The following is a 22,598-nucleotide window of genomic DNA, read 5'->3' on the forward strand; positions in this document are numbered from 1 at the left end:
AACCTCTAATTATTCACTTTGATTTTTTCTACTTTTCTTCCTTTAAAGGCAAAGATGAATTCTCCGTCTTCAGTGATATCAATTCCGGTTCCGTATTGCGGACTACCGCCTTTTCCTTTGGACTGAACCGATCCTTTGGTATCGCCGTTTTCCATATTGATCCCGTAGATGATATTTTTGCTGTTGCGTTGGTCTCTTAAGTAGTAATTTCCACTAATGTCGTAGAAGAAATCTACCCCGCGGATTTTCTCAGTTGCATACACACGAGAACCGTCTTTTTTACGGTAAGAGGCCAAACCTTTCTCTGACAATACCACTACATTTTCACCGAAATCAATCACATCCGAGGCGCGACCAACTTTTGCATCATTATGTTTTACATCGAATAATTGTGTTCCAGAAGTAATGTCGTAGCCATAAAACTCGTCGCCATCGCCCACAAAAGCCGTTTTCCCATCTTGATCAACAATGATATCGGTGATGCGTTTGTCAAAGCGCTCTGAACGCCAAGCCGTTTGTCCGTTGGCATCATCAATACACAACACGCCATTTTTCTGGGCTTTATAATCCCAATAAATGTAAGGAACTAATTGCTTGTAACTTCCGCCCATAGCGCTACTTTGGGTTTCCCAGCGTAATTCTTGTACTTGTACTTTTCCACCAATTTGCAATAATACACGGTTACCTGATTTGTATAAATTAGGCATGCTAAACGCACCTGTAATTTTCTCTGAAGCCCACAACAGTTTCCCCGAATTCAAATCGTGTTTTTCCACATACTTGGTGCGATCCCGAGTTCCCAACATCACAATATAAACGGCATCATCTGTAAATACGGGGTCAGCGATAGTTCGGTAGTATTTTTTATTGGCCGAATTGGAAAACAAACCTTTTCCACCATCCATATCGTTTTCATACACTGCTTCCCATAATTTTTGACCCGTATTGATATCGTACACCTGCAAACCGTTCAAATACATGAATACTTTATCGCCTTTGATCCATAAATCTAAAATGGCACGTCGAGTTACTAATTCTTTTTCTACCGTTCCAAAAAAAGTGGCATCCCATAGAATCTCCCCGTTGGCGGCATTGATTTTCACCATTTGATTTTTAAACCCCGCAAACAAAGCGCCTAAAGCGGTAGGTTTAAAGTTTACCATGATAATTTCGTTGCGTTTGGGATCATAAATGTATTTTCCAACTCCCCCTTTGTAACGGTTGGTTTCCCATATTTTTTCACCGGTTTTGGCTTTGACCAAAATGACTGAATTGCGTTGAGAGATGAGAAAAGCATCCAATTCCGTGATGTATTTCACGGTTTCGAGTTCGCCTTGATCAGCACCGTCTTCCGACTTGGTTCCTTTAGGCATTAAGTTTTGGTATTCTTCAGAATTCCAAAGCTCTTTTCCGGTGGCGACATCGATGACCGCTACACGGTCGGTGCCTAATTTTCGTTCGTCGAATAAAAACAAATAACCGCCTTTTTCTTTCCAAATGACATATTGGTATTCGCTGTTGTTGGTTTTGTTGGTGGTAATTTTCTTGTAATCACCACTCCAGATTACTTTACCCGAAGCATCCAAAACGGTGGCTGAGTTGTCATCCGTTCCTAGAATATAAGAACCGTCTCCATTGTTAACCGCCAAGCGTGTGGCTCTATTTTCAAATTCTGATTCCCATACGGTAGCAAAACTACCTGATTTTTTACCCGCGGAACTTTTACCAAAAAGCTTTCCTAACTGGGCATGACTGTTTGTGCTTCCCATTGCTAACAGGGCAAACACACTGAGTGCTAGTTTTTTCATTGTTGTTTGATTAGAGGTTGATTTTTAAAAGGTTATCGTGTAGCGGATTTTATACCGCTGCTGTTTTTGCAGTTTGAATTTGAATTTGTGATCCAAAATATATTTCGACATGAAACTGATAAAATCCATGTCAGTAATATCACTTTCCACTTTGAAGAAAGTGGACACTTTCCCATTTTGAATGACGCTGATATCAACTACCATAGTGCCTTTGGCGTTTGGGAATTTTTTATTTTTCTTTTTGGTAAAATCCTCATCATGGAACACCTCATCGACTTCTTTGGTTACCATTTCGGCAACTTGTTCTTCATCGGTAAGTACGGGTTTTTGTGCCTGAAGGGCAGGTGTAATGAGGAGTAAAAAAGTAAGTCCGATAATAATCTTGACAATTCGCATACCTTGTTTTGTGTTGGTTACAAGGCAAACTTAGTCCGTTCACTTACGTAAGGAAATACGTAAAAAATCGTATTTTAACATTTTACTGTTTGAGGAGAATATCCGGAAAGCGCTGTTTGAAGTGGGCAATCTTTTGTTCCAATTGGTTTTGAAATTGCGCCCAAGCCTGGGTGTTTTGATGTTGTGGGCGGTGGAGAAGCGCCCGTTTTATATCGGCTACTTCTTTCATGATTGGTTCACAAGCGCTATCAATCGCTTTTGCTGTGAATCGCTCCCAGATGTAATCGATAGCCAAGGAATTGGGATGAATCATATCGGCGGCAAAAAAACGGTAATCTCGTAACTCATCCATGACAATTTCAAAGGCGGGGAAATAATAACCGTTCGGGTTCTGTTGTAAATTGTAAATGGCTTGTAATAAATTTCCTTTACTCAAATGATTTTCTAAATAACCATCTTTGATGTGACGTACGGGAGAAACCGTAAAAATGAATTGAATGTTGGGATTAATTTGTTGGATGCAATCCGTTATTTTTTGGAGTGCCTTCTGATTTTCTTCAGCACTTAAAAGTTTTTTCTCAAATTGGGAATTGGGAACTTTATGGCAATTGGCTACTACTTTGCCTTGATGGGTATACACCCATGAAGTTCCTAAAGTAAGGATACAATGGGTGGCATTTTCTAAAAACTCCCGAGTGACTTTTAATTGTGCATTGAGCTGGGCCAAATATGCTTCGGAATCGGTAGTACTTAAAGCAGAATGCACTTCATAGGATTGCCAGAGTTCGTTGGTTAAAAACATATCTTCTGCAGAAAACCATTCCCTATTTATTGAACGTTCCACCAATCGCTGGATGGAAACGGCGTTAAAAATTATTCCAAACGGATTGGTCAAGGTTGAAAAACCATGAAACGCCAGTTTTTCACTCATGTGTTCGGCAAAACACGAACCCAAACTGAAAACCTTGGATTGGTAATCAATGGGATTCATCATGGGTTGCACAGGAACCTGAGTAGTTAATTGTATCATGCAACAAAAATAATAAGGAACTGCTTTGAAATCCCAACTTGAATCATATATAATATATTTCCCAACTTTTAAAATATACTCGTTGAAAATAGTAATTTTACAATAAGTAAGAATTAACTTAAAATTATGGGCGGATTTATTCAAAAATACAATCGACTTGCATCGTTTAAGATTGTTCTTGTCTATGCGGCGGTCAGCGGTATTTACATTTATACTTCGGATTTTTTTCTCAACAAAATCGTTCATAATCCTGAAGTATTATCCCAAATACAAACCTTTAAAGGACTTGCTTTTATCCTCATCACCGCTGTTTTATTGTATTTTTTAATCAAAAAACACCTTCAAACTACGGCGTCTTATTACAAAGAATTAAATACAATTCGCGATTTATCCAATGCGCAACTCACCCAATCACGAACCGAATACATGTATTTGTTCAATCAAAGTCCGCTGCCCAAATGGTTGTTTGATTCCAAAACCTTAGAATTTATCTTAGTAAACCAAGCGGCTTGTTCCATCTATGGGTATAGCGAAAAGGAATACAAAACAATGGTATTGGAATCCATGTTACCTGAATCGGATATTGAAGCTATGCACCAAATATTACAAGTAAAAAATCCAACTACAGCTATTGAAATTCCAGATATTATTCGACTCCAAAAAAAGAACGGTGAAATTGTATTAGTAAAAGTAAAAGCGAATCTAATTGTTTTCGAAAATCGCGAAGTTTGGCTAGCCTCAGCAGTTGATGTAACAGCAGAAATTGAATACCAAAGCAAACTCGAGGAATCCAATAGACGTTTACAATTGGCCAGTGAAATTGCGAATATTGGTTATTGGGAAAATGATTTAGTAGCAAATAAAATTCACTGGTCACCTAACTTGTTCAACATATTCGAATTGGACCCCACCACACCCTTATCCTTGGAGCTGATTCGAAATCTTTTTCATCCAGAAGATCAAATTTATTTTGATTCCGAACGATTTTTACACCTAGAAAACAGAACCATCAATGAAAGCGAACGCCGGATAATTACTCCTGAAGGCAAAATAAAATGGTTACTTGAGCGCCAGTATTTGATTAGGGACGAACTTGGAAATCCATTACGTATGGAAGGTATTGCGATGGACATCACCCGAAGAAAAATTCACGAACAAGAGATTAATGACAGCAATGAACGCTTTCTAATTTTGGCCAAAGCAACGGTTGAAGCCATTATAGATTGGGATTTAATTCATGATACTATTTTTTACGGAGAAGGCTTTCAAACTCAATTAGGTTATAATTTAACCATGCAAGAACCTGATTTATGGTCTAAAAATATCCATCCAGAAGATCGTGAATGGGTACTAAAAGAATTAAATGCTACTATTAAGGATCCCAAACAAACCGGATTTAATGCTGAATTTCGATTTTTAAGAGCCAACCAAAGTGTGGCCTATATGCAATTGCGCGGAATTTTTATTCGCAATGAAAAAGGGCGAGTGACACGAGCCATTGGGGCAATGATTGATTTAACGGAAACCCTTGAACGTTTACAAGAAATAGAACTGCAAAATAAAACATTGCGAGAAATTGCATGGACACAATCCCATCTTGTACGCGCACCGTTGGCGAATATCATCGGACTCGTAAATTTATTACAAGAAAAACATTCGCACATTCCTCCCGATACGCTTATTGAATACTTAGCCGTTTCAGCGCAAGAATTAGATAACATCGTTCGAGAGATTGTCAATAAAACTGCTGAAATTAAAAAATAAGTTGCAAAAAAAAACCTTGTCAATTTCTGACAAGGTTGCTGTTTTATTGTACAAAAGCAATCGCTTTTTCTAAGGCTTCTGGAATTCCGGCAGCATGCTTCCCTCCTGCTGTGGCAAAGAACGGCTGACCGCCTCCACCGCCTTGGATGTATTTGCCTAATTCGCGAACCACCTGACCGGCATTGAATCCTTTGCTATCCACTAATTCTTTGGAAATGTAGCAGGTTAACATCGGTTTGTCATCCGTTACTGTGGCAAATACCAGGAACAAATCGGTTTGATTTTGACCCATTTCATAAGCCAAATCTTTGGCACCGTTGGCATCCAAATCCACTTGTGTGGCTAAGAAACGAACGCCATTCACCGTTTGCAATTGACTCGCCAATTCACCTTTCAAGTTTTTGGCTTTATCTTTTAATAATTGCTCGATTTGCTTTTTCAATTTGGCGTTTTCATCTTGCAAACTCACAACCGCTTTCAAGGTGTCTTGTGGGTTTTTCAACGTTTCTTTGATTTGAGTCAGCGCCGCTTCTTGTTGGGCAAAGAAATCAGCTACAGCCGAACCTGTTATCGCTTCAACACGACGAATTCCCGCAGCTACAGCTCCTTCGGAAACAATTTTAAAATGCCAAATATCAGCCGTGTTTTTCACATGGATACCTCCACACAACTCACGGCTTTCACCAAACTCGATCATGCGAACGGTATCGCCGTATTTTTCACCAAAAAGCGCCATAGCCCCTTTAGCCATCGCTTCTTGAATCGGCAAGTTACGGTATTCCACCAACGCCAATTGTTCAGCAATACGTGCATTAACAAAGTCTTCAACTTGTCGAAGTTCGGCATCGGTGACTTTGGCAAAATGTGAAAAGTCGAAACGCAAATAGTTTGGATTTACCAACGACCCTTTTTGTTCGACATGGGTTCCCAAAACCGAACGCAATGCCAAGTGCATTAAGTGCGTCGCGGAGTGATTTTTAGAGGTCGCGGTGCGTAAATCGTTATTGACTTTAGCCACAAAAGCTGCATTAACATTTTCCGGTAATTTTTTGGTAAAATGTAAAATGAGGTTGTTTTCTTTTTTGGTATCGATGATTTCAATGACTTCGTTAGCGGAAACGAGTGACCCTTTGTCGCCCACTTGTCCACCACCTTCCGGATAGAATGGCGTCGCATCCAAAACTATTTGGTATAAAACACCGTCTTTTTTGGAATCTACTTTACGAATGCGGGTGATTTTTACCTCATTTTCCGTTTGATCATATCCGACAAACGATTCTACATTGCCTTCTACGAAAACTTTCCAGTCGTCAGTAGTCACTTCTGAAGCAGCACGCGAACGCGCTTTTTGTTTGGCCAATTCTGAATCAAATTCGGCTTCGTTGAATGAATAACCTTTTTCTTTTAAGATTAAAGCCGTTAAGTCTTTGGGGAAACCGAAAGTATCGTACAATTCAAATACTTTCTCGCCTTTCACTTCTTTACCAGCCGTTTCGGCAACTACTTTATCCAACAATTGTAATCCTTGTTCGAGCGTACGTAAAAACGAAGCTTCTTCTTCTTTGATAACATTGGTCACTAAATGTTGTTGCGAACGGATTTCGGGGAAGAATTCGCCCATTTGATCGGCTAAAACTGTCACCAATTGATGGATGAACGCTTCTTTTTGGTTTAAAAAGGTAAAGCCATAACGAATTGCACGACGCAAAATGCGACGAATCACATAACCCGCTCCGGTATTGGACGGCAACTGACCGTCGGCAATGGCAAAAGCTACGGCACGCACGTGATCCACAATTACTCGAATGGCAATATTGATTTTATTTTGTTCTTCAGAAATCGATTTGATTTCGTTAGAGGTATATTTCAATCCGGTGATATTTTCCACTTTTTGGATTAATGGCGTAAACACATCGGTATCGTAGTTGGAAGTTACGCCTTGCATAGCCATACACAAACGCTCGAAGCCCATTCCGGTATCAACGTGTTGAGCAGGTAATTTTTCCAATGACCCGTCGGCTTTGCGGTTGAATTCCATGAATACGTTGTTCCAAATCTCTACGACTTGCGGATGGTCGGCGTTCACCAAACTACGACCTGAAACGGCTGCACGTTCGGCGTCCGTGCGTAAATCGATATGGATTTCAGAACAGGGTCCGCACGGTCCTTGATCGCCCATTTCCCAGAAATTATCTTTTTTATTACCGAGAATGATGCGGTCTTCAGACACATATTGCTTCCAAATATCGAAAGCCTCTTGGTCAAAAGGCACATTCTCTGCAGGGTTTCCTTCGAATACAGAAACGTACAAACGGTCTTTATCCAACTTCAAGACTTCGGTTAAGAATTCCCAAGCCCAAGCCAACGCTTCTTTTTTGAAATAATCGCCAAACGACCAGTTCCCGAGCATTTCAAACATGGTGTGGTGGTAGGTATCAAATCCTACATCCTCGAGGTCGTTGTGTTTCCCCGAAACGCGAAGACATTTTTGGGTGTCGGCGATTCGCGGACTTTTAGGCGTTCCGTTACCGAGGAAAAATTCTTTGAACTGCGCCATCCCTGAGTTGTTGAACATCAAGGTGGGATCGTCTTTCAACACGATGGGTGCTGAGGGTACGATCAAGTGATTTTTGCTTTCAAAAAATTGGAGATACGCTTTACGAATGTCCTGAGATTTCATGGAATGTGGTATAAAGTTGGTTTTTTAAACGTTTTTTGGTGCACTACGCTTGTTTGTTAGCCCTGATACCGCCCTTGTTGGAGCTCTTGGTAGCGAAGCGGACAAAGCGACGGGCGGTAGCAGGTGGCAGCTTGAAAAATAATCGGGCATCATGCTCCTGAAAATCAGACACTCTACGCTGCGCAGCGAACAAATTTAAAGTATGTGCGAAACATTTCTTAGATTTGTTCGTATAACCACCGTCTGCGATAGCCGGCACAAAAATAGTAAATTACCCGATGTCGAAGAAAGTAAAATATTATTATGATTCAGAGAGTTTGGCTTATCGCAAGATAAAGTCAAAAAAACGTACCAAAGTGGGGTACGCTTTACTGTTTCTAGCGGCATCGGCGTTGTTTGGATTTTTGAGTTTTGTGATTTTGATGAACACCTCGTATTTTGAGACGCCGAAGGATAAAATTTTACGACGCGAAATCGACAACATGAAAATCAGTTATTCGATTTTGAATAAAAAAATCGAGCAATTGGATGCGGTTTTGGCGAGTTTAGAAGATCGGGATAACAATTTATATCGGGTGTATTTTAATGCCAATCCGATTCCGACTGAAAAGCGGCGTTCGGGAATCATTACCCAGGACCGTTACCGCGAACTGGAAGGCTACAACAATTCTGATTTGGTGATCAATACCCATAAAAAGGTCGATGAAATCAGTAAAGCTTTGGCGGTGCAATCCCAATCGTTGGATGCGATTTTAAAATTAGCGAAAGCGAAAGATAAATTATTGGCTTCGATTCCGGCCATCCAACCCGTGAAAAATGAAGATTTAAAACACATGGCTTCGGGATTTGGGTACCGCAGCGACCCGTTTACCAAGGCGCGTAAGATGCATGAAGGTATGGATTTTACGGCCCGAACAGGTACACCGATTTATGCAACAGGTGATGGCGTGGTCAAACGCGCGGATAATAGTTTGTCGGGATTCGGAAACCATATTGAAATCAGTCACGGCTATGGCTACCTCACGTTGTATGCCCATTTGAGCAAATACAAAGTGCGACCCGGCCAACGCGTAAAGCGCGGCGACGTTATTGGATATGTGGGCAGTACGGGACGAAGTGAAGCCCCACATTTGCATTATGAAGTGCACAAAGGCGGGAAACCTGTGAATCCGATTAATTTTTATTACGGCAATATTTCGGCGGCAGAATATGTGGTGATTTCGAAAATTGCTAATCAAGAAAACCAATCACTCGACTAGGTTGAGTTAAAAATAAACGCAGTATGCACATTGAATTATCAAAAGACAAATTGTATTTCAGCATTGGAGAAGTGGCCAAGGCTTTTGGGGTGAATGCCTCGTTGATCCGTTTTTGGGATAAAGAATTTGACATTTTAAAACCCAAAAAAAATGCGAAAGGCAACCGCATGTTTACGCAGGAGGATGTCAAAAATCTACAACTGATTTACCATTTGGTGAAAGAACGCGGATTTACGTTGGAAGGCGCCAAAACCCATTTGAAAGAAAAACAGAAAAAGACCTTAGACAAGTTTGAGATCATTGCCAAATTGGAAGGTGTAAAATCAGAATTAACCAAAATCAAAAACGGATTATAAGATGAAAAATTTAGTTACATGGGCCTTAATTGGTTCGTATGTATTTACCTTATTGGGTGTGTATGCATTGGTAGATGGGTTTGAACATGCTACAAAACTGATGGTTTTAGGATTCTTTAGTTATGCAACTTTCCTGATTAAAGCCATCATTGAAATTTCAAGCTCCAAAAATAAAGGGGTCAACAAATTTTCATGGATAATGGGATTGCTGTTTATCGGTTCCTTTGTTGGAATTGCTTATATCATTGCTGGCAGAAAACGATTTGTGCAAAATGCGTAACAAGAACTAGCAACGTTCGTCTAATTGAAAAATAAATTAAAAAAATAGAACCATGACAAATATGAAAAAATGGATTGTTCCGATAATCCTTGTAGTGTTAATCCTTTTCGGAATTGGATCGTATAACGGTTTAGTAGGCAAAGAAGCCGATGCAAAAACCGCTTGGTCCAAAGTTGAAAGTGCATATCAACGAAGAAGTGATTTGATTCCAAATTTAGTAAGTACTGTTAAGGCTTCTGCAAATTTTGAGAAATCGACCTTAGAGGCTGTGGTAAATGCACGTGCGAAAGCAACGGCCGTAACCATTGACCCAAGTAACATTACTCCTGATCAATTGGCGCAATTCCAACAAGCCCAAGCAGGAGTTTCCAGCACACTTTCTCGTTTATTAGTGAGTGTAGAAAAATACCCTGAATTAAAAGCTTCTGAAAATTTCAAAGAATTACAATCTCAATTGGAAGGCACGGAAAACAGAATCAACATTTCTCGTGATCGCTACAATGATGCTGTTAACAAGTATGACATATCCTCCAAAACCTTCCCAACTGTGCTATTCGCTAAATTATTTGGCTTTAAAGAAATGGCACGTTTCCAAGCCGAAGAAGGTGCTGAAAAAAGACCTAACGTTGGTGAACTTTTTGACGAGAAAAAATAAAACTGACCAATGTCAACGGTAGAACAATTTTTAACTCCCGAAGAAGAGAAAGCAGTCGTGGCTGCGATTCAAGACGCGGAAAAAGCGACTTCGGGAGAAATCCGTGTGCATTTGGAGAAAACCTTAGATAAAGCCGCCATGGAGCGTGCTTTGGAGGTGTTCCACCAATTGAACATGACAGCCACGGCGCAACGCAACGGCGTACTGATTTATGTGGCTGTGGAGAGTCGGCAGTTTACTATTTGTGGTGACCAAGGTATCCATGAAAAAGTGACCGCTACTTTTTGGGATGCCACCAAAGAAGTGATGCAAGCTTATTTCCGTCAAGGCGAAAATTGCAAAGCGCTGTGTGAAGGCATTCGCTTGGCAGGAGAACAATTGAAAAGTTATTTCCCGTATCAAGAAGATGACCAAGACGAATTGAGTAACGAAATTTCAAAAGGATGATCAAGATTGTTTTTAAACTAGCGCAATTGCTCCTTTTGATGACTTTTCTGTTATTGCATCAATTGGGATTGGCCCAAGCGGAAATTCCGAAGAAACCTTCGTTTATTCCTCCGATTATTGACAGTACACAAACCTTGTCGAAATCGCAGTTGGAGGATTTGTACCAAAAATTAAAAGTCTATTCCGATAGTACGTCGACAGAACTCTTTGTGATGGTCGTCAATACCACACAAGGCGAAGATGTAGCGCGATATGCCACAGATTTGGGCCATAAATGGAAAATCGGACAAAAAGGAAAAGACAATGGTGTGGTGTTACTAGTAGCCTTAGAAGATCGCAAAATGAATATTGCATCGGGTTACGGCACAGAACATTTGTTGACCGACGCGATGTGTCGGCGCATCATTGAAAACGACATCAAACCCTATTTCAAGGCGGGCGATTATTACGGCGGAATTGATTCGGGTACGAATGCCATTTTCAAAGTTTTAAAAGGCGAATATAAAAATGACCGTAAAGGTGGAAAAGGGAAAGCCTTAGGGGCTGGTATCTTTTTGATTTTACTGGTTGTATTTATTTTCATTATTGCTATTGCTTCGAAAAACAGACGCGGTGGCGGTGGTCGCGGCGGTTCTGGTTTCTCAGGATCTACTTTAGCAGACATTATCATACTCAGCAGTTTGGGTCGTGGCGGCTCTGGTGGCAGTTGGGGCGGCGGTTCATCCTCTGGCGGAGGCTGGGGCGGCTTTGGCGGCGGCGGCGGTTTTGGCGGCGGCGGCGCGAGTGGGAGTTGGTAGGGTTGCAGTGGTCAGTATTCAGTGAGCAGTATTCAGTGATCAGTATTCAGTATACAGTAATCAGAATACAGGGAACAGTAAGTAGTGAACAGTTTTTAGTAAACAGAAATTATTCAGATTGTATTTTGTTTACAATCAAATGAACGTATTCAAATAAAAAGGCGGAACTTGATTTCCGCCTTTCTTTTTCTATTAATACATCATAAACCGTCGGCTTTCTTTCTTTTCGCCGGCGCCAAATTTATCCAACTTGTACGTAAGGGAAAACATGACGTAGCGCTTTAAAACGACATTTTGTTCGTCGCGAATTGTGGTTGCTGTGATGGTTCGGGTGGCGTTTTGGTTTTGGTTTAGCAGGTCATAGACTTTGACTTTTGCCGTGAATTTTTTGTTCCAAAAACTATAGGACAAACTGGTGTTCCACAAATAAAAGTCTTTTTTAAAACCATCGGCGATATTGGAATTGTACGTATAACCAAAATCATTCCCAAACACCCAATTCTTCGGCCAGTACAAAGTTGTTTGGAGGTTGAATCGGTGGAGGTAATTGGCGGCTGACTCGACCACATAATTGGTATAATCGGTGATATTTCGGGTGTATTGATAACTCGGATTGACAATCAATTTTTCACCGTATTCATAGGTAAAACTCACCCGGGGATTCAAACTTACACTTTGTGCTTTGTATACATTCCCATCAGTTATCCCTTTACTCAGACCAAAATTTGTCGCCATACGCAATTCATAACGAAATTTGTGCGCCTCTTTTTTATAGCTTTTATTCCAATACAGTCCGAACCAAGAATTATAGGTTCCCGCGACATTGGTATACGTGGTTGTTCGTTTGCGGTTGGCATCATAGGCGGTGGCTGATACGATTTGTGTATCGTAGAAATTCCCGCCCGAATACATCCCGTACCCTGAACGTGTGGCGTAATCAAAATCCCTAAAATTCAAATACAAACCATGACGACGCGAAGCATCCAAATTAGCATTTCCAATCACTGTATTCAGCGGATTACTTAAATCTTCAACAGGCAATAATTGGCTGGCATTGGGCACTTCGTTCTGGTAGTTATAACTGAGCCAGAAATTTCGCGATTTGGTAAAACGATAACTTATATAGGATTCCACATACGGGGTAAAAAAGTTTTTTTGCAATTGGGTGTTTATGCCCAAATAATCGACCGCATTGTTCATTTTTGTCCATTGCGGACCTAAGTCAAAGCTCCAATTGAATTTTGCTTTCTCCGAACTCAAACCGGCTGTGGGTCGGAAGGTTTGTTCTTTCGACGCATAGGCATTGTTCAAGAAATCATTAGCATTGGTATAATCTTGGTTTATCGCATCATATTCAAAGGAAGAACGTCCGTTTTTGGAATTCGCAAATTCTTGATAGATGGAGGTTTTGAGTCGGATCGAATCCCGCAACGGCTCGTAATAATTTACATCATAGCTGTACTGATTGTATTTATTGTACGTCGAATTCCGCTGATTTCGCACATCGTCGGGTTGGACATTTTGAAAAAACTGGGTTCGGGAATTCACAAAATTGGTAGCGTCCTCTTTTTGGTGTTCGTTAGAAAAAACAATGCTCAAATACCGTCCTTTTTTGGCAAATGATTTTGAAAATGATAGAGTGTTCCCAAAAATATCCGAAGTGTTTTCCGAATAATTATCCGATGTGCTTTCGTTTAGTAATTGGGCCAGTGCATCACGGGATTGTTGGGTTGCATTGCTTTTATTTTGCCCCAAAGAACGGCTCCACTTGGGTTCGAAAACAAAACTCATAGTGGAATCAATGACAATTTCGAATTCCCCTGAAGCGTTGTGAGCTGTAGCCGAATTTTTGTAATTGGACCATGATTCGGTTTCATAATTTCCAGAAGGCAATAAATTGAGTTGCTTGGTGCGGTTTTCGTTGCGGGTTTGCAGGTCGTTGAAAAAATAATTCATGGACATCGGACTATCTTTTAGCCATTCATCGGCGTAATTGACTCCCGCTAAATTGGAGTGGGTGATCCCATTATTTCCTCCAAATCGGCGCCCATTGATAGAAAAACCACCGTTATCGCTCATCCAAATGGAGGAATTACGACCACCGCCCATGTTGTCAAAAATTTCGTCCATGGAAAAACCTGTGGCGTTGATATTGTTGGACGAAGCCAGTACACTGACTTTTCTTTTGTTGTTAAAATAATTGATTAAGGTGCTGCTTTCATAGCGTTTATCGGAGCCGCCACCGGCCATGACTTTGCCAAACCAGCCCTTATTTTTTTTCTCATCGATAGTTAAATTGATGCTAGCGTTATTGGACGTTGCCGCAGATCCTGTTTTTTGTTCTTCTTTGGTTTTGGTGTCGGAAACTTGTACTTTATTGATGATGTTGGACGGTAAATTTTGAAGAGCGACTTTTCCATCTTTATCAAAAAACGGCTTCCCGTTGACCAATATCTGATTCACTTCTTTGCCGTTGACAGTAATCTTTCCATCGGCATCAATTTCGACTCCAGGTAATTGCTTTAATAAAGTTTCCACATTGGCGTCGGGGCGGACTTTAAACGATGCGGCATTGAATTCGACGGTATCTTTTTTGATTCGAATGGGCGGCGTTTCATTTTTCACCACGACTTCATCCAAGGTATTTATCGCTGATTTAAGGGCAATCGTTCCAAAATCATGATCTTTTGTCAATTCCTTCAATTCTAATTTATGGTCTTGATAGGTAACAAAGGAGACTTTTAAAATAACCGGTTGGGCTATTTTTTTTAATTTAAAATCAAAAACCCCCATCTTATTGGTAATGGAGTATTCAATTACGGTAGAATCTTTGGGATTGGTGAGATAAACAGTTGCGGATTCAATAGGAACTTTGGATTCCTCGTCTATAATTTTTCCTTTAATTTGAATTGTTTTTTGAGCAGATAAGAGCGAACATAAAAATAAAAGAACTGTTGTAAATACAATTTTCGGCATACAATGAATTGGTTTTAGTTAGAAGAAGAACTACAAATAACTTTAATTATTGCCAATTCCATTTTAGAATATACAATTTTAACACCAATAAAAAACCCGGAGTAAATCCGGGTTCTTGTAAATCAAATGGTTATCTTATTTCAATACTTTCAAAGATTCGGTAGCATACGAATTGGTTGGATCTAACGCTAAGGTTTTATTCAACAATTCTTTGGCTTTTGCTTTATCAGTGTTGGCATAGAATGAAGCCATATTATTGTAAGCTTCTGTAACTTTTGCTTTATTTTTTGTCACTTCTTCAGGACCTTTTGTACTAACAAGATCCACATATTTTTGATATTGTTCAGTCATGATATCATCTTTCGACATCACACTGTTGATTCGTGCTTTGTACAAATACGCTTCTGCATATTCAGGCTTTGCTGCGATCACATTATCCATGGCTTTGTCGGCATTAGCTAAAGCAACCATATCGGCTGTTTTTGCATCTTTTCCACGGTTTACAGTATGCACACACAAACCGTAGTAGATATTGTCTTCAAAAAAGTTTTTTGATGTGGTATTCATTATAGCGGCTTCAAAAATTCCAGCTGCCACACCGTATAACTTCTGAGCGAAATACGCTTTCCCGATTTCATTCAATCCATTGGCTAAGTTGGCATCCATTTCAACCCCTTTTTTCAAATTGGTCATACCGTCAGCAAACAATACTGGATCTACTGTTTTTCCGTCAGCGCCAATCGATTTTTTGATTTTAGCTAAACCTAAAAAGTAGTAGTCACCACCAATGATTTTTGTCCCTTTTGCTAAATATTCGGTTAACGCATTGATGGATTCATCGGTATTTCCGTTTTCATAAGCGGCGTAACCCAAATAACGTAAAATACGTGGATTCACTTTATCCAATTTCTTCATTTCTTGTGCTTCGGCTTCTAAAGCTTTATAGTCACGAGCTAAAATTAAGAAATCGGCATGACGCATACGCGATGACAAAGAGTAATCCGTCATTGACATGTATTTCTCATAGTTTGACAACGCTTTTGCAATATTCTCTTTATAGGTTTGCGGTTTATTATTTGCCCACAAATAATACGTTTCTGCTAATTCACGATACACAGGACCGTAGTTAGGATTAATTGCAATCACTTCGTCATACGCTTTTACTGCTTCGACATAAGCTTTGGCTCCTTTTAACAAGACACCCAACTGCATTTTAGCGCGAATAATTGAATTATCGGTTGCATAGGCATCACGATAGGCACTGTACGCATCATTTTGATTTTTCATACCAAAATAGGCGTCACCTGTTGCTAACTTTACGTAAGGATCATTCGGATTCGCCAATTTCGCTTTTTCTAAAACGGCCAATGCAGCCTGATAATCCGGTTTGTCTGCATTCATGTAGGCTTGAGCAATATAGACATACTCTTCTACATCTTTTTTACGCATTCCTTGCGTAGCCAAATCAAATTTAGCTTTTGCAGCTGAAGCATTCCCGGATTCTAAATCCAATTGCCCCAAACCGATGTTGTTAAATTTACCACCTTCAGCGGCAGTAAGACCTTTATCAAATGTAATTTTTGCTGAATCACCTACATTTTGTTTTAAGTACACATTTCCTAAAAGGAAAGCCGCTTTACCATCTGCAGGTTTTGTCTTTATGATAGATTTCAAAATTGATTTTGCCTTATCATATTGTTCAGCATCTATTGCTTTCTTGGCTTGCTCTAAATCTTGAGCTTGCATCATTGCTGAAGCAGTAAGAAACGCAACGCTGAAAAATTTAATCTTGCTCATTGTATTCAAATTTTAATTATGTGTTTTTTCGATTTGTTTTCGGGTGACGATTTTGCGACCGGGTTCCCGAACCGGTGCGATGCCGGATTTTAGCACGATGCGTTGTCCTTTCTCGCCGGCGATGAAAGAAGCGAAACCAATTCCGAGTCCTTCATAACCTTGACAATTGACGATGTACAAAACACGTGCCAAAGGATATTGATTGGTTCCTATGCTTTCTTGTGTAGGATATACATACTTCCCATTAACGCCTTTTACAGCCAATTCGTGTACTTGATCTACAAATGGTTTGAGATCAGCTGCGGGTTCGAACAACCAATTGCTTCCTACTACACCAATTAATCCTTCATGTTCCGCTACATATTGAATGACTTCTTTACTATTCTTAACAGAATAAACGCCTTCTTGAGGCAATTCCGTTATTTGTGCTAGTTCCATCATATAGCGCACACTTGCCGAATTGGGATTATCAAACACCAATCCCTTTATGGTATTTTTTTTGCCTTTAAGGTAATCCAGAACATCTTGTAAAACGATGGTGGTATCTTGCTCTTTGTTGTTGCGAATCAAGGCTAAAGCATCTAAAGCAAAAGGTGTTTCGCGAGGAACAATTTTATGAGCGGCAAAGAATTTATTTTCGTTCGTATTTAATTTACGGGCCAAAATAGCAATTCCTGCTTTTTTCTTTGACAATGCATTAATTACTTCTTTTTCTGACAAAGGTTGAATGTCCAATTTCGCTTCATACGTGGTTTCAAAAACCAATGCTTGATCAGAAACAATTGGCAATAAGGATTCGTCAACATATACTGTTGCTTTTCCGTGCAAAATGGTATCTTTTGCATTAGGATCATTTTGTTTACATGAAATAAACAATCCAACTCCCAACATTAGCAGTAAAAACAACGCTGAAATATAGGTTGTATAGGACGTTTTCTTATTGTTCCTCTTCATCAGAGTTCGGACTTAAATAACGAATAAATCTAAAAAAAGCATAGACAATTAAGAGTCCGCCAAAAGCATACCGATAATTTTGTTCCATGCGAAGCGGAATTTTTTCCCAAAATATGATCATTAACCCTAATGTTAAATAAATCAAAAAGAACAAAATTCCTATAAATAGAAGAAATCGCCCTTTAAGCGATTTCTTCTTATAGTTTGATCTAAATGTATCAAGCATAAATTATTCTTCCGGAGTTTCAATTTTAATTGGAATCTGGTACGAACATCTTACTTTTTTACCATTTTGTTCAGCGGGTGTCCAACGTGGGCATTTGCGTAACACACGTTCTGCCTCTTTCCCAGTACCGTAACCGATATCGCGTAAAATTTTGATATCCGTCAAAGAACCGTCTTTTTCCACTACGAAAGAAACGAAAACCTGACCTTTCAAGCCCGGCTCGTCTGGAGCCACGTAGTTTTTCTGAATAAAACTGTAAAACTTAGCGATACCTCCTGGGAAATCAGGCTTAACTTCGATACCTGCAGAGCTATAAATGGTATTGTCTTCTACAACTTCTTGTTGCGCAGGACCATTTCCTGGAGGCTCAACTGTAAGTACAGCATTCGGATCCCCTTTGATATCTTCTTTACCCAAGTTTTTATCCTTGATTTCTTCCATTTTTGGTGGTTCTTCAGTTACCTCTTCGGTTTTAGCCACAACAGGCTTCACGAATTTCACCTGATCCACTTTTGGAGGTGGCGGTGGTGGTGGTGGAAGATTCTCTTTAGGTTTTTCTTCTTTGGGCGGCAATTTTACCGTTCTAATTTTGGTATCCATAGTCGCACTATCATCTGCTGTTGCAGAACTGATAAACTCAGCGATTTTTGGCGTTGCTACAGCCACAGAAAAAATGACAGCACCAATAATGAAAGCTTTCATATTGGTATTCCCGTCTTTCATACGTAAATCGTAAGCACCATAACTCTTGTTACGTCCTTCGAAAACGATGTCCAACCATTGTTTTTTTAACAAGTCTAGTTTCATACGTTATAAATTTTGTACTGCAAGAGTGGTTATTACTTATTTAACTTTTCTGCCAATGCCTTTTCTTCAGGAGAAAAATCATTTACAATTGCATAGGTAGGAACCGAACAAATTGCCATTTCATCCAAAATATCTACTAAGTTTTTATAAGAAGACTTAGCTGTTGGTTTGATGATTACAATCAATCCTTTATCCTTATTCCCTGTTACTTGAGGAACCGAAGCTACGCGCTTTAATATTTCTTTACGAATTCCTTCACGACCATGGGTAGTCTGTGTCGGTTTTCCTCCTGGTTCTGGAGTTGCAAGTAATCCATGAAACCATTCGATTTTATCGTTAGCCCCTAAGATGATTGTCATCGTACGACGTTGGTCTACTTTGATTTCTGTATTATCCCTTGGGTTATCTTCTTTATCAGGCAATCCCAGATCCATTGCCTGAGGTTTCGACAAGGTGGTTGTCAACATAAAGAACGTGATCAAAAGGAACGCCAAATCCACCATAGCCGTTAAGTCTACTTTGGAATTTTGTTTTTTACTGCGAACCTTGCCCCCGCCTTTCTTGCCACCACCGTCGTTGGTATTTAATTCAGCCATTTCTTCTTGGGATTAATAGTTTTTACCTCTTAAACCGGTTACTAAGCTAAAGCTATTCACCTTTTGTTTCTGAAGCTCATCCATAATTTGTTTCACTTTTGGATATTGCTCTTTCGCATCGCCTTTAATTGCAAAATTCAATTGTTCTTGTTGAACATCAATATTTGCTTGACGTGATGTATAAATCCAGTCTTTCAACTGATTTTCCTTGTTATCATTTAGTGTATCGTGAGGAATACCCGGTTGTACTCCTTTTTTGTTACGATCTGCTCCTTTCATGGCGATAACTTGCTTTAATGCTTCAATTGGAGCACCAAATTCTTCAATCAACGCGAACTCATCTTTTTCTTTGTCGGTAAATTGAATATTGTACATGTCACCCATCAATTCAAGAGTTCTTTTGCGAACTTCTCTTCCTTTGATTCCGTAGAACACTTTGTCTCCGTCACCGATAGTAATCACTGCCAAATTATCTTCAGGCAATTTCGATTGTACGGTGGAATTTGGTGTTTCTACTGGAAGCGGTTCCGGATTTTTAGCGGTAGCCGTAAGGATAAAGAATGTAAGCAAAAGGAACGCAACGTCACACATCGCCGTCATATCAATAGACGCCGCTTTCTTGGACATTTTAACTTTTGCCATAATTACTTCTTTTTGATTATTTGGTTACGCTAAAAATTATTTTAAGCTTCCTTTCATTTTACGGTATTGATTAACGATAGCAGTACCTGCTTCGTCAATTGAATACGTAAGGGTATCAATTTTAGAAGTAAACAAGTTGTAAGTTACAATTGCTAAAGCAGAAGTTGAGATACCTGTAGCTGTATTGATCAACGCTTCAGAGATACCGTTTGCCAACATCGCTTGGTCAGGAGTACCTGCTGTTGCTAATGCCCCGAACGCTTTAATCATACCTGTTACTGTACCTAAAAGACCTGCTAATGTACCTAAAGAAACTAACGTCGATAAAATCGTCATGTTTTTCTCTAACATTGGCATTTCCAATGAAGTCGCTTCTTCGATTTCTTTGTGAATCATTTCAGCCGCTTCTTCAGAGCTAAACCCTTCTTTTTTAACATCATTATATTTAACCAAAGCTGCTCGAATAGCATTCGCTACTGAACCTTGTTGTCTGTCACATGCTGCAATTGCATCATCAATGTTTCCTTGAGCAATGCTTGCTTGAACTTGTTTTAAATAAGTATCTAAGTTTCCTTTTCCAGCCGCTTTAGAAATCACGAAAAATCTTTCGAATGAAAAAGTAACTACCATTAACAATAATCCCATAAGTACAGGTACGATTGGACCTCCCTTATATACCATTGCTAAATAGTTACCAGGTAGTGGGTGACCTTCGTTTGTCCCTCCTTCGAAGTTAGAACCTGCACCCATGATGAAATTCCATACAATCCATCCTACGAAAATACATAATACAATTACAATTGCGGAAAAGTAGTTACCGCCGTTTGACCCATTTGCGTTTTTTGCGTTTGCCATTTTTTAAAAATTTTTAAGTTTTTAATAATTTATAAGCTATTAGTTGTAAATAAACTTGAATTGGAGCAAATTTAATTTTTTAGTTCAAAAAAAAAAACTTTTTTGGTCTTTTATAACATTCTCTCAAATCATACCCTTCATTGTGAGAAACTTGACTAAATCTGCCGATTTTCTAAAGATTCACTAATAATTGTGCTAATAATTTTATGCTTAACCTTAAGTTAACATTGTTAAAACGATTCGATATTCGTCTTTATTATTTAAAAGAGCCTTTTTTTGTCAAAAGGGTTGGAAAACTAATTGAAAATTTTTTAAAAAATCAAATTTTACGCACCACAATATTGTAGTAAATTAGCCTATAATTCAAAACGAAACTTGCTATGAATTCATCCACTTCATTCACCACTAAAATCCAAGAAGGGTATTCATTTAAAGGCGGCAAATTATTGCTAGGAGCTGCACAATACAACGGTCAAATCATCGCTGAAGCCAAAATCGAAATTCCGTTGCGCACCATGAACCGCCACGGATTGATTGCAGGAGCTACGGGAACTGGAAAAACAAAAACGATACAAGTCCTTTCTGAACAACTCTCATTTCAAGGAATTCCGGTGTTGATGATGGATATCAAAGGTGATTTTTCGGGGATTGCACAACCTGGCACGGAGCAATCTTTTATAACTGAACGCCACAGTAAGATTGGAATTCCCTACACACCCAATGGCTTCCCGGTGGAATTAATGAGTCTATCAGCTCAGGATGGTGTTCGACTTCGTGCAACCGTATCTGAATTTGGACCCGTTTTGTTTTCCCGCATTCTTTCATTGAATGACACACAAGCGGGCGTCATGGCCGTAATTTTCAAATTTTGTGACGATCAAAAAATGCCTTTGTTGGATTTAAAAGACATCAAAAAGGTACTCAATTACATCACTGAGGAAGGTAAAGAAGTCATCGCGGCCGATTACGGCAAGATTTCAACGGCAACCACAGGAACCATCTTGCGAAAAATCATTGAATTGGAACAACAAGGCTGCGATATATTCTTCGGAGAATTGTCATTCGAAATCGAAGATTTGATGCGCATTGATGAAAATGGCAAAGGCTATGTCAACATTATCCGGCTGACCGACATTCAGGACAAACCCAAGTTATTTTCGACATTCATGTTAAGTTTGCTCGCTGAAATCTATCAAAAAATGCCCGAACGCGGCGATGTTGACCAACCCGAATTGGTCGTTTTTATTGATGAAGCGCATTTACTCTTTGATGAAGCTAGCGATGCCCTTTTGGACCAAATTGAAACCATCATCAAATTGATTCGTTCCAAAGGGATTGGTATTTACTTCATTACTCAAAATCCAATGGATATTCCCAAAGGGATTTTAGCACAATTGGGATTGAAAATCCAACATGCATTACGGGCGTTTACCGCTAACGATCGCAAAGCGATTAAAGAAACTGCTGAAAATTATCCCGAAACTGAATTTTACAATACAGAAGAATTGCTAACTTCCCTTGGAATCGGAGAAGCCTTGGTAACGGCATTAAACGAAAAAGGCATTCCCACTCCCCTTGCCGCTACGGTATTACGTGCGCCCGAGAGTCGGATGAATATTCTCGAACCGCACGAAATTGACGCTGTCAACCAACGCTCGAAATTGGTAAAAAAGTACCAAGAAAACCTGGATCGGGAGAGTGCTTATGAATTGCTCACGCAAAAAATTGAATCGGCTTACGCTGCTCCTGCAACTCCAGAAGTTGAAAAAAAGGAAGAACAGGGACCATCTATGGGTGAAACCATCGGAAAATCGGTAGTTAAAGTAGTGACGAGTGCGAGTTTCATTCGTGGGGTTTTTGGTGTTTTAAGTAAATTAATGAAATAATGAAAAGTATCATCACGATTGGTTTATTGGTTTTATCCAATATTTTTATGACGCTGGCTTGGTACGGTCATTTAAAATTTAAAGAACTGAAATGGTTTGAAAACGCGGGCTTGATAACGATTGTTTTGCTCAGTTGGGGCATGGCCTTTTTTGAATATTGCTTTCAAGTGCCTGCGAATAAAATAGGCTACGAAGGCAATGGCGGCCCTTTTTCACTGCTCCAATTAAAAGTGATTCAAGAAGTGATAACGTTGGTCATTTTTGTGATTTTTTCGTTATTGTTTTTCAAAAATGAAAGCTTGCGTTGGAATCATTTGGTGGGTTTTACGTTTTTGATTTTGGCAGTGTATTTTATTTTTAAAAAATAAATACTCAATCAAACTTGAA

21 protein-coding genes are annotated in these 22,598 nt (G+C 39.5%); 9 read left to right on the plus strand and 12 right to left on the minus strand.

Annotation, left to right across the window (positions count from 1 at the left end; translation table 11 throughout):
• Window positions 1-5 precede the first annotated feature (5 nt).
• The 3 genes from EQG61_RS09265 to EQG61_RS09275 all read right to left on the minus strand — a co-directional run bounded on the left by EQG61_RS09265 (window position 6) and on the right by EQG61_RS09275 (window position 3,234).
• On the minus strand, window positions 6-1,808 hold the full coding sequence (locus tag EQG61_RS09265; protein WP_129461636.1) for an outer membrane protein assembly factor BamB family protein: 1,803 nt from the start codon (window positions 1,806-1,808) through the stop codon (window positions 6-8).
• Window positions 1,809-1,832: 24 nt separating this feature from the next.
• A complete protein-coding gene (locus tag EQG61_RS09270) occupies window positions 1,833-2,204 on the minus strand; it encodes a hypothetical protein (protein WP_129461637.1) in 372 nt (123 codons plus the stop codon).
• Window positions 2,205-2,286: 82 nt separating this feature from the next.
• Window positions 2,287-3,234 (minus strand): GSCFA domain-containing protein, encoded by a 948-nt coding sequence (locus EQG61_RS09275; RefSeq protein ID WP_235829052.1) that lies wholly within the window; start codon window positions 3,232-3,234, stop codon window positions 2,287-2,289.
• Window positions 3,235-3,360: 126 nt separating this feature from the next.
• Between EQG61_RS09275 and EQG61_RS09280 the strand changes: the two genes are divergently transcribed.
• Window positions 3,361-4,998, plus strand: a complete 1,638-nt coding sequence (locus EQG61_RS09280) for a PAS domain-containing protein (RefSeq protein WP_129461638.1) — start codon at window positions 3,361-3,363, stop codon at window positions 4,996-4,998.
• A 43-nt stretch (window positions 4,999-5,041) separates the two neighbouring features.
• Here EQG61_RS09280 and alaS read toward each other — a convergent pair whose 3' ends face one another.
• On the minus strand, window positions 5,042-7,678 hold the full coding sequence (gene alaS / locus EQG61_RS09285; protein WP_129461639.1) for an alanine--tRNA ligase: 2,637 nt from the start codon (window positions 7,676-7,678) through the stop codon (window positions 5,042-5,044).
• 278 nt (window positions 7,679-7,956) lie between these two features.
• On the opposite strand from alaS, the gene EQG61_RS09290 reads away from it, so the two are divergent.
• Genes EQG61_RS09290 through EQG61_RS09315 form a run of 6 tightly spaced genes read left to right on the plus strand, consistent with a single transcriptional unit; the run spans window position 7,957 to window position 11,472 of the window.
• On the plus strand, window positions 7,957-8,937 hold the full coding sequence (locus EQG61_RS09290; RefSeq protein ID WP_129461640.1) for a M23 family metallopeptidase: 981 nt from the start codon (window positions 7,957-7,959) through the stop codon (window positions 8,935-8,937).
• A 23-nt stretch (window positions 8,938-8,960) separates the two neighbouring features.
• Window positions 8,961-9,293, plus strand: coding sequence for a MerR family transcriptional regulator (locus EQG61_RS09295; protein ID WP_129461641.1), 333 nt, complete (start codon window positions 8,961-8,963; stop codon window positions 9,291-9,293).
• 1 nt (window position 9,294) lies between these two features.
• Entirely contained in the window at window positions 9,295-9,573 is a 279-nt protein-coding gene (locus EQG61_RS09300) for a hypothetical protein (protein ID WP_129461642.1), read from the plus strand.
• Between the two features lie 52 nt (window positions 9,574-9,625).
• The gene (locus tag EQG61_RS09305; protein WP_317127775.1) at window positions 9,626-10,228 is read left to right on the plus strand and encodes a LemA family protein; all 603 of its coding nucleotides are present in this window, start codon (window positions 9,626-9,628) and stop codon (window positions 10,226-10,228) included.
• 9 nt (window positions 10,229-10,237) lie between these two features.
• Window positions 10,238-10,675, plus strand: a complete 438-nt coding sequence (locus EQG61_RS09310; RefSeq protein WP_129461644.1) for a TPM domain-containing protein — start codon at window positions 10,238-10,240, stop codon at window positions 10,673-10,675.
• Window positions 10,672-11,472, plus strand: a complete 801-nt coding sequence (locus tag EQG61_RS09315; protein ID WP_206733881.1) for a TPM domain-containing protein — start codon at window positions 10,672-10,674, stop codon at window positions 11,470-11,472. The genes EQG61_RS09310 and EQG61_RS09315 overlap by 4 nt, the downstream gene beginning before the upstream one ends.
• A gap of 192 nt (window positions 11,473-11,664) precedes the next feature.
• Here EQG61_RS09315 and EQG61_RS09320 read toward each other — a convergent pair whose 3' ends face one another.
• From EQG61_RS09320 to EQG61_RS09355, 8 genes are all read right to left on the minus strand, one after another.
• A complete protein-coding gene (locus EQG61_RS09320) occupies window positions 11,665-14,448 on the minus strand; it encodes an outer membrane beta-barrel protein (protein ID WP_129461645.1) in 2,784 nt (927 codons plus the stop codon).
• A gap of 135 nt (window positions 14,449-14,583) precedes the next feature.
• Window positions 14,584-16,245 (minus strand): tetratricopeptide repeat protein, encoded by a 1,662-nt coding sequence (locus EQG61_RS09325; protein WP_129461646.1) that lies wholly within the window; start codon window positions 16,243-16,245, stop codon window positions 14,584-14,586.
• 12 nt (window positions 16,246-16,257) lie between these two features.
• Window positions 16,258-17,199, minus strand: coding sequence for a PstS family phosphate ABC transporter substrate-binding protein (locus EQG61_RS09330; RefSeq protein WP_129461647.1), 942 nt, complete (start codon window positions 17,197-17,199; stop codon window positions 16,258-16,260).
• Window positions 17,183-17,320 (minus strand): hypothetical protein, encoded by a 138-nt coding sequence (locus tag EQG61_RS13925; RefSeq protein WP_317127776.1) that lies wholly within the window; start codon window positions 17,318-17,320, stop codon window positions 17,183-17,185. Before EQG61_RS13925 ends, EQG61_RS09330 begins: the two co-directional genes overlap by 17 nt.
• A gap of 108 nt (window positions 17,321-17,428) precedes the next feature.
• A complete protein-coding gene (locus tag EQG61_RS09340) occupies window positions 17,429-18,232 on the minus strand; it encodes an energy transducer TonB (RefSeq protein ID WP_129461649.1) in 804 nt (267 codons plus the stop codon).
• A gap of 32 nt (window positions 18,233-18,264) precedes the next feature.
• Entirely contained in the window at window positions 18,265-18,828 is a 564-nt protein-coding gene (locus tag EQG61_RS09345; RefSeq protein ID WP_129461650.1) for an ExbD/TolR family protein, read from the minus strand.
• A 12-nt stretch (window positions 18,829-18,840) separates the two neighbouring features.
• On the minus strand, window positions 18,841-19,470 hold the full coding sequence (locus EQG61_RS09350) for an ExbD/TolR family protein (protein ID WP_129461651.1): 630 nt from the start codon (window positions 19,468-19,470) through the stop codon (window positions 18,841-18,843).
• A 36-nt stretch (window positions 19,471-19,506) separates the two neighbouring features.
• A complete protein-coding gene (locus EQG61_RS09355; protein WP_129461652.1) occupies window positions 19,507-20,325 on the minus strand; it encodes a MotA/TolQ/ExbB proton channel family protein in 819 nt (272 codons plus the stop codon).
• Window positions 20,326-20,705: 380 nt separating this feature from the next.
• Between EQG61_RS09355 and EQG61_RS09360 the strand changes: the two genes are divergently transcribed.
• Complete coding sequence (locus tag EQG61_RS09360) at window positions 20,706-22,211, plus strand: helicase HerA-like domain-containing protein (protein ID WP_129461653.1); 1,506 nt, start codon at window positions 20,706-20,708, stop codon at window positions 22,209-22,211.
• The gene (locus tag EQG61_RS09365) at window positions 22,211-22,579 is read left to right on the plus strand and encodes a DMT family protein (protein WP_129461654.1); all 369 of its coding nucleotides are present in this window, start codon (window positions 22,211-22,213) and stop codon (window positions 22,577-22,579) included. The genes EQG61_RS09360 and EQG61_RS09365 overlap by 1 nt, the downstream gene beginning before the upstream one ends.
• Window positions 22,580-22,598: the final 19 nt, after the last annotated feature.

Origin of the sequence: Flavobacterium stagni (assembly GCF_004122105.1) — a bacterium.
GTDB lineage: Bacteria > Bacteroidota > Bacteroidia > Flavobacteriales > Flavobacteriaceae > Flavobacterium > Flavobacterium stagni.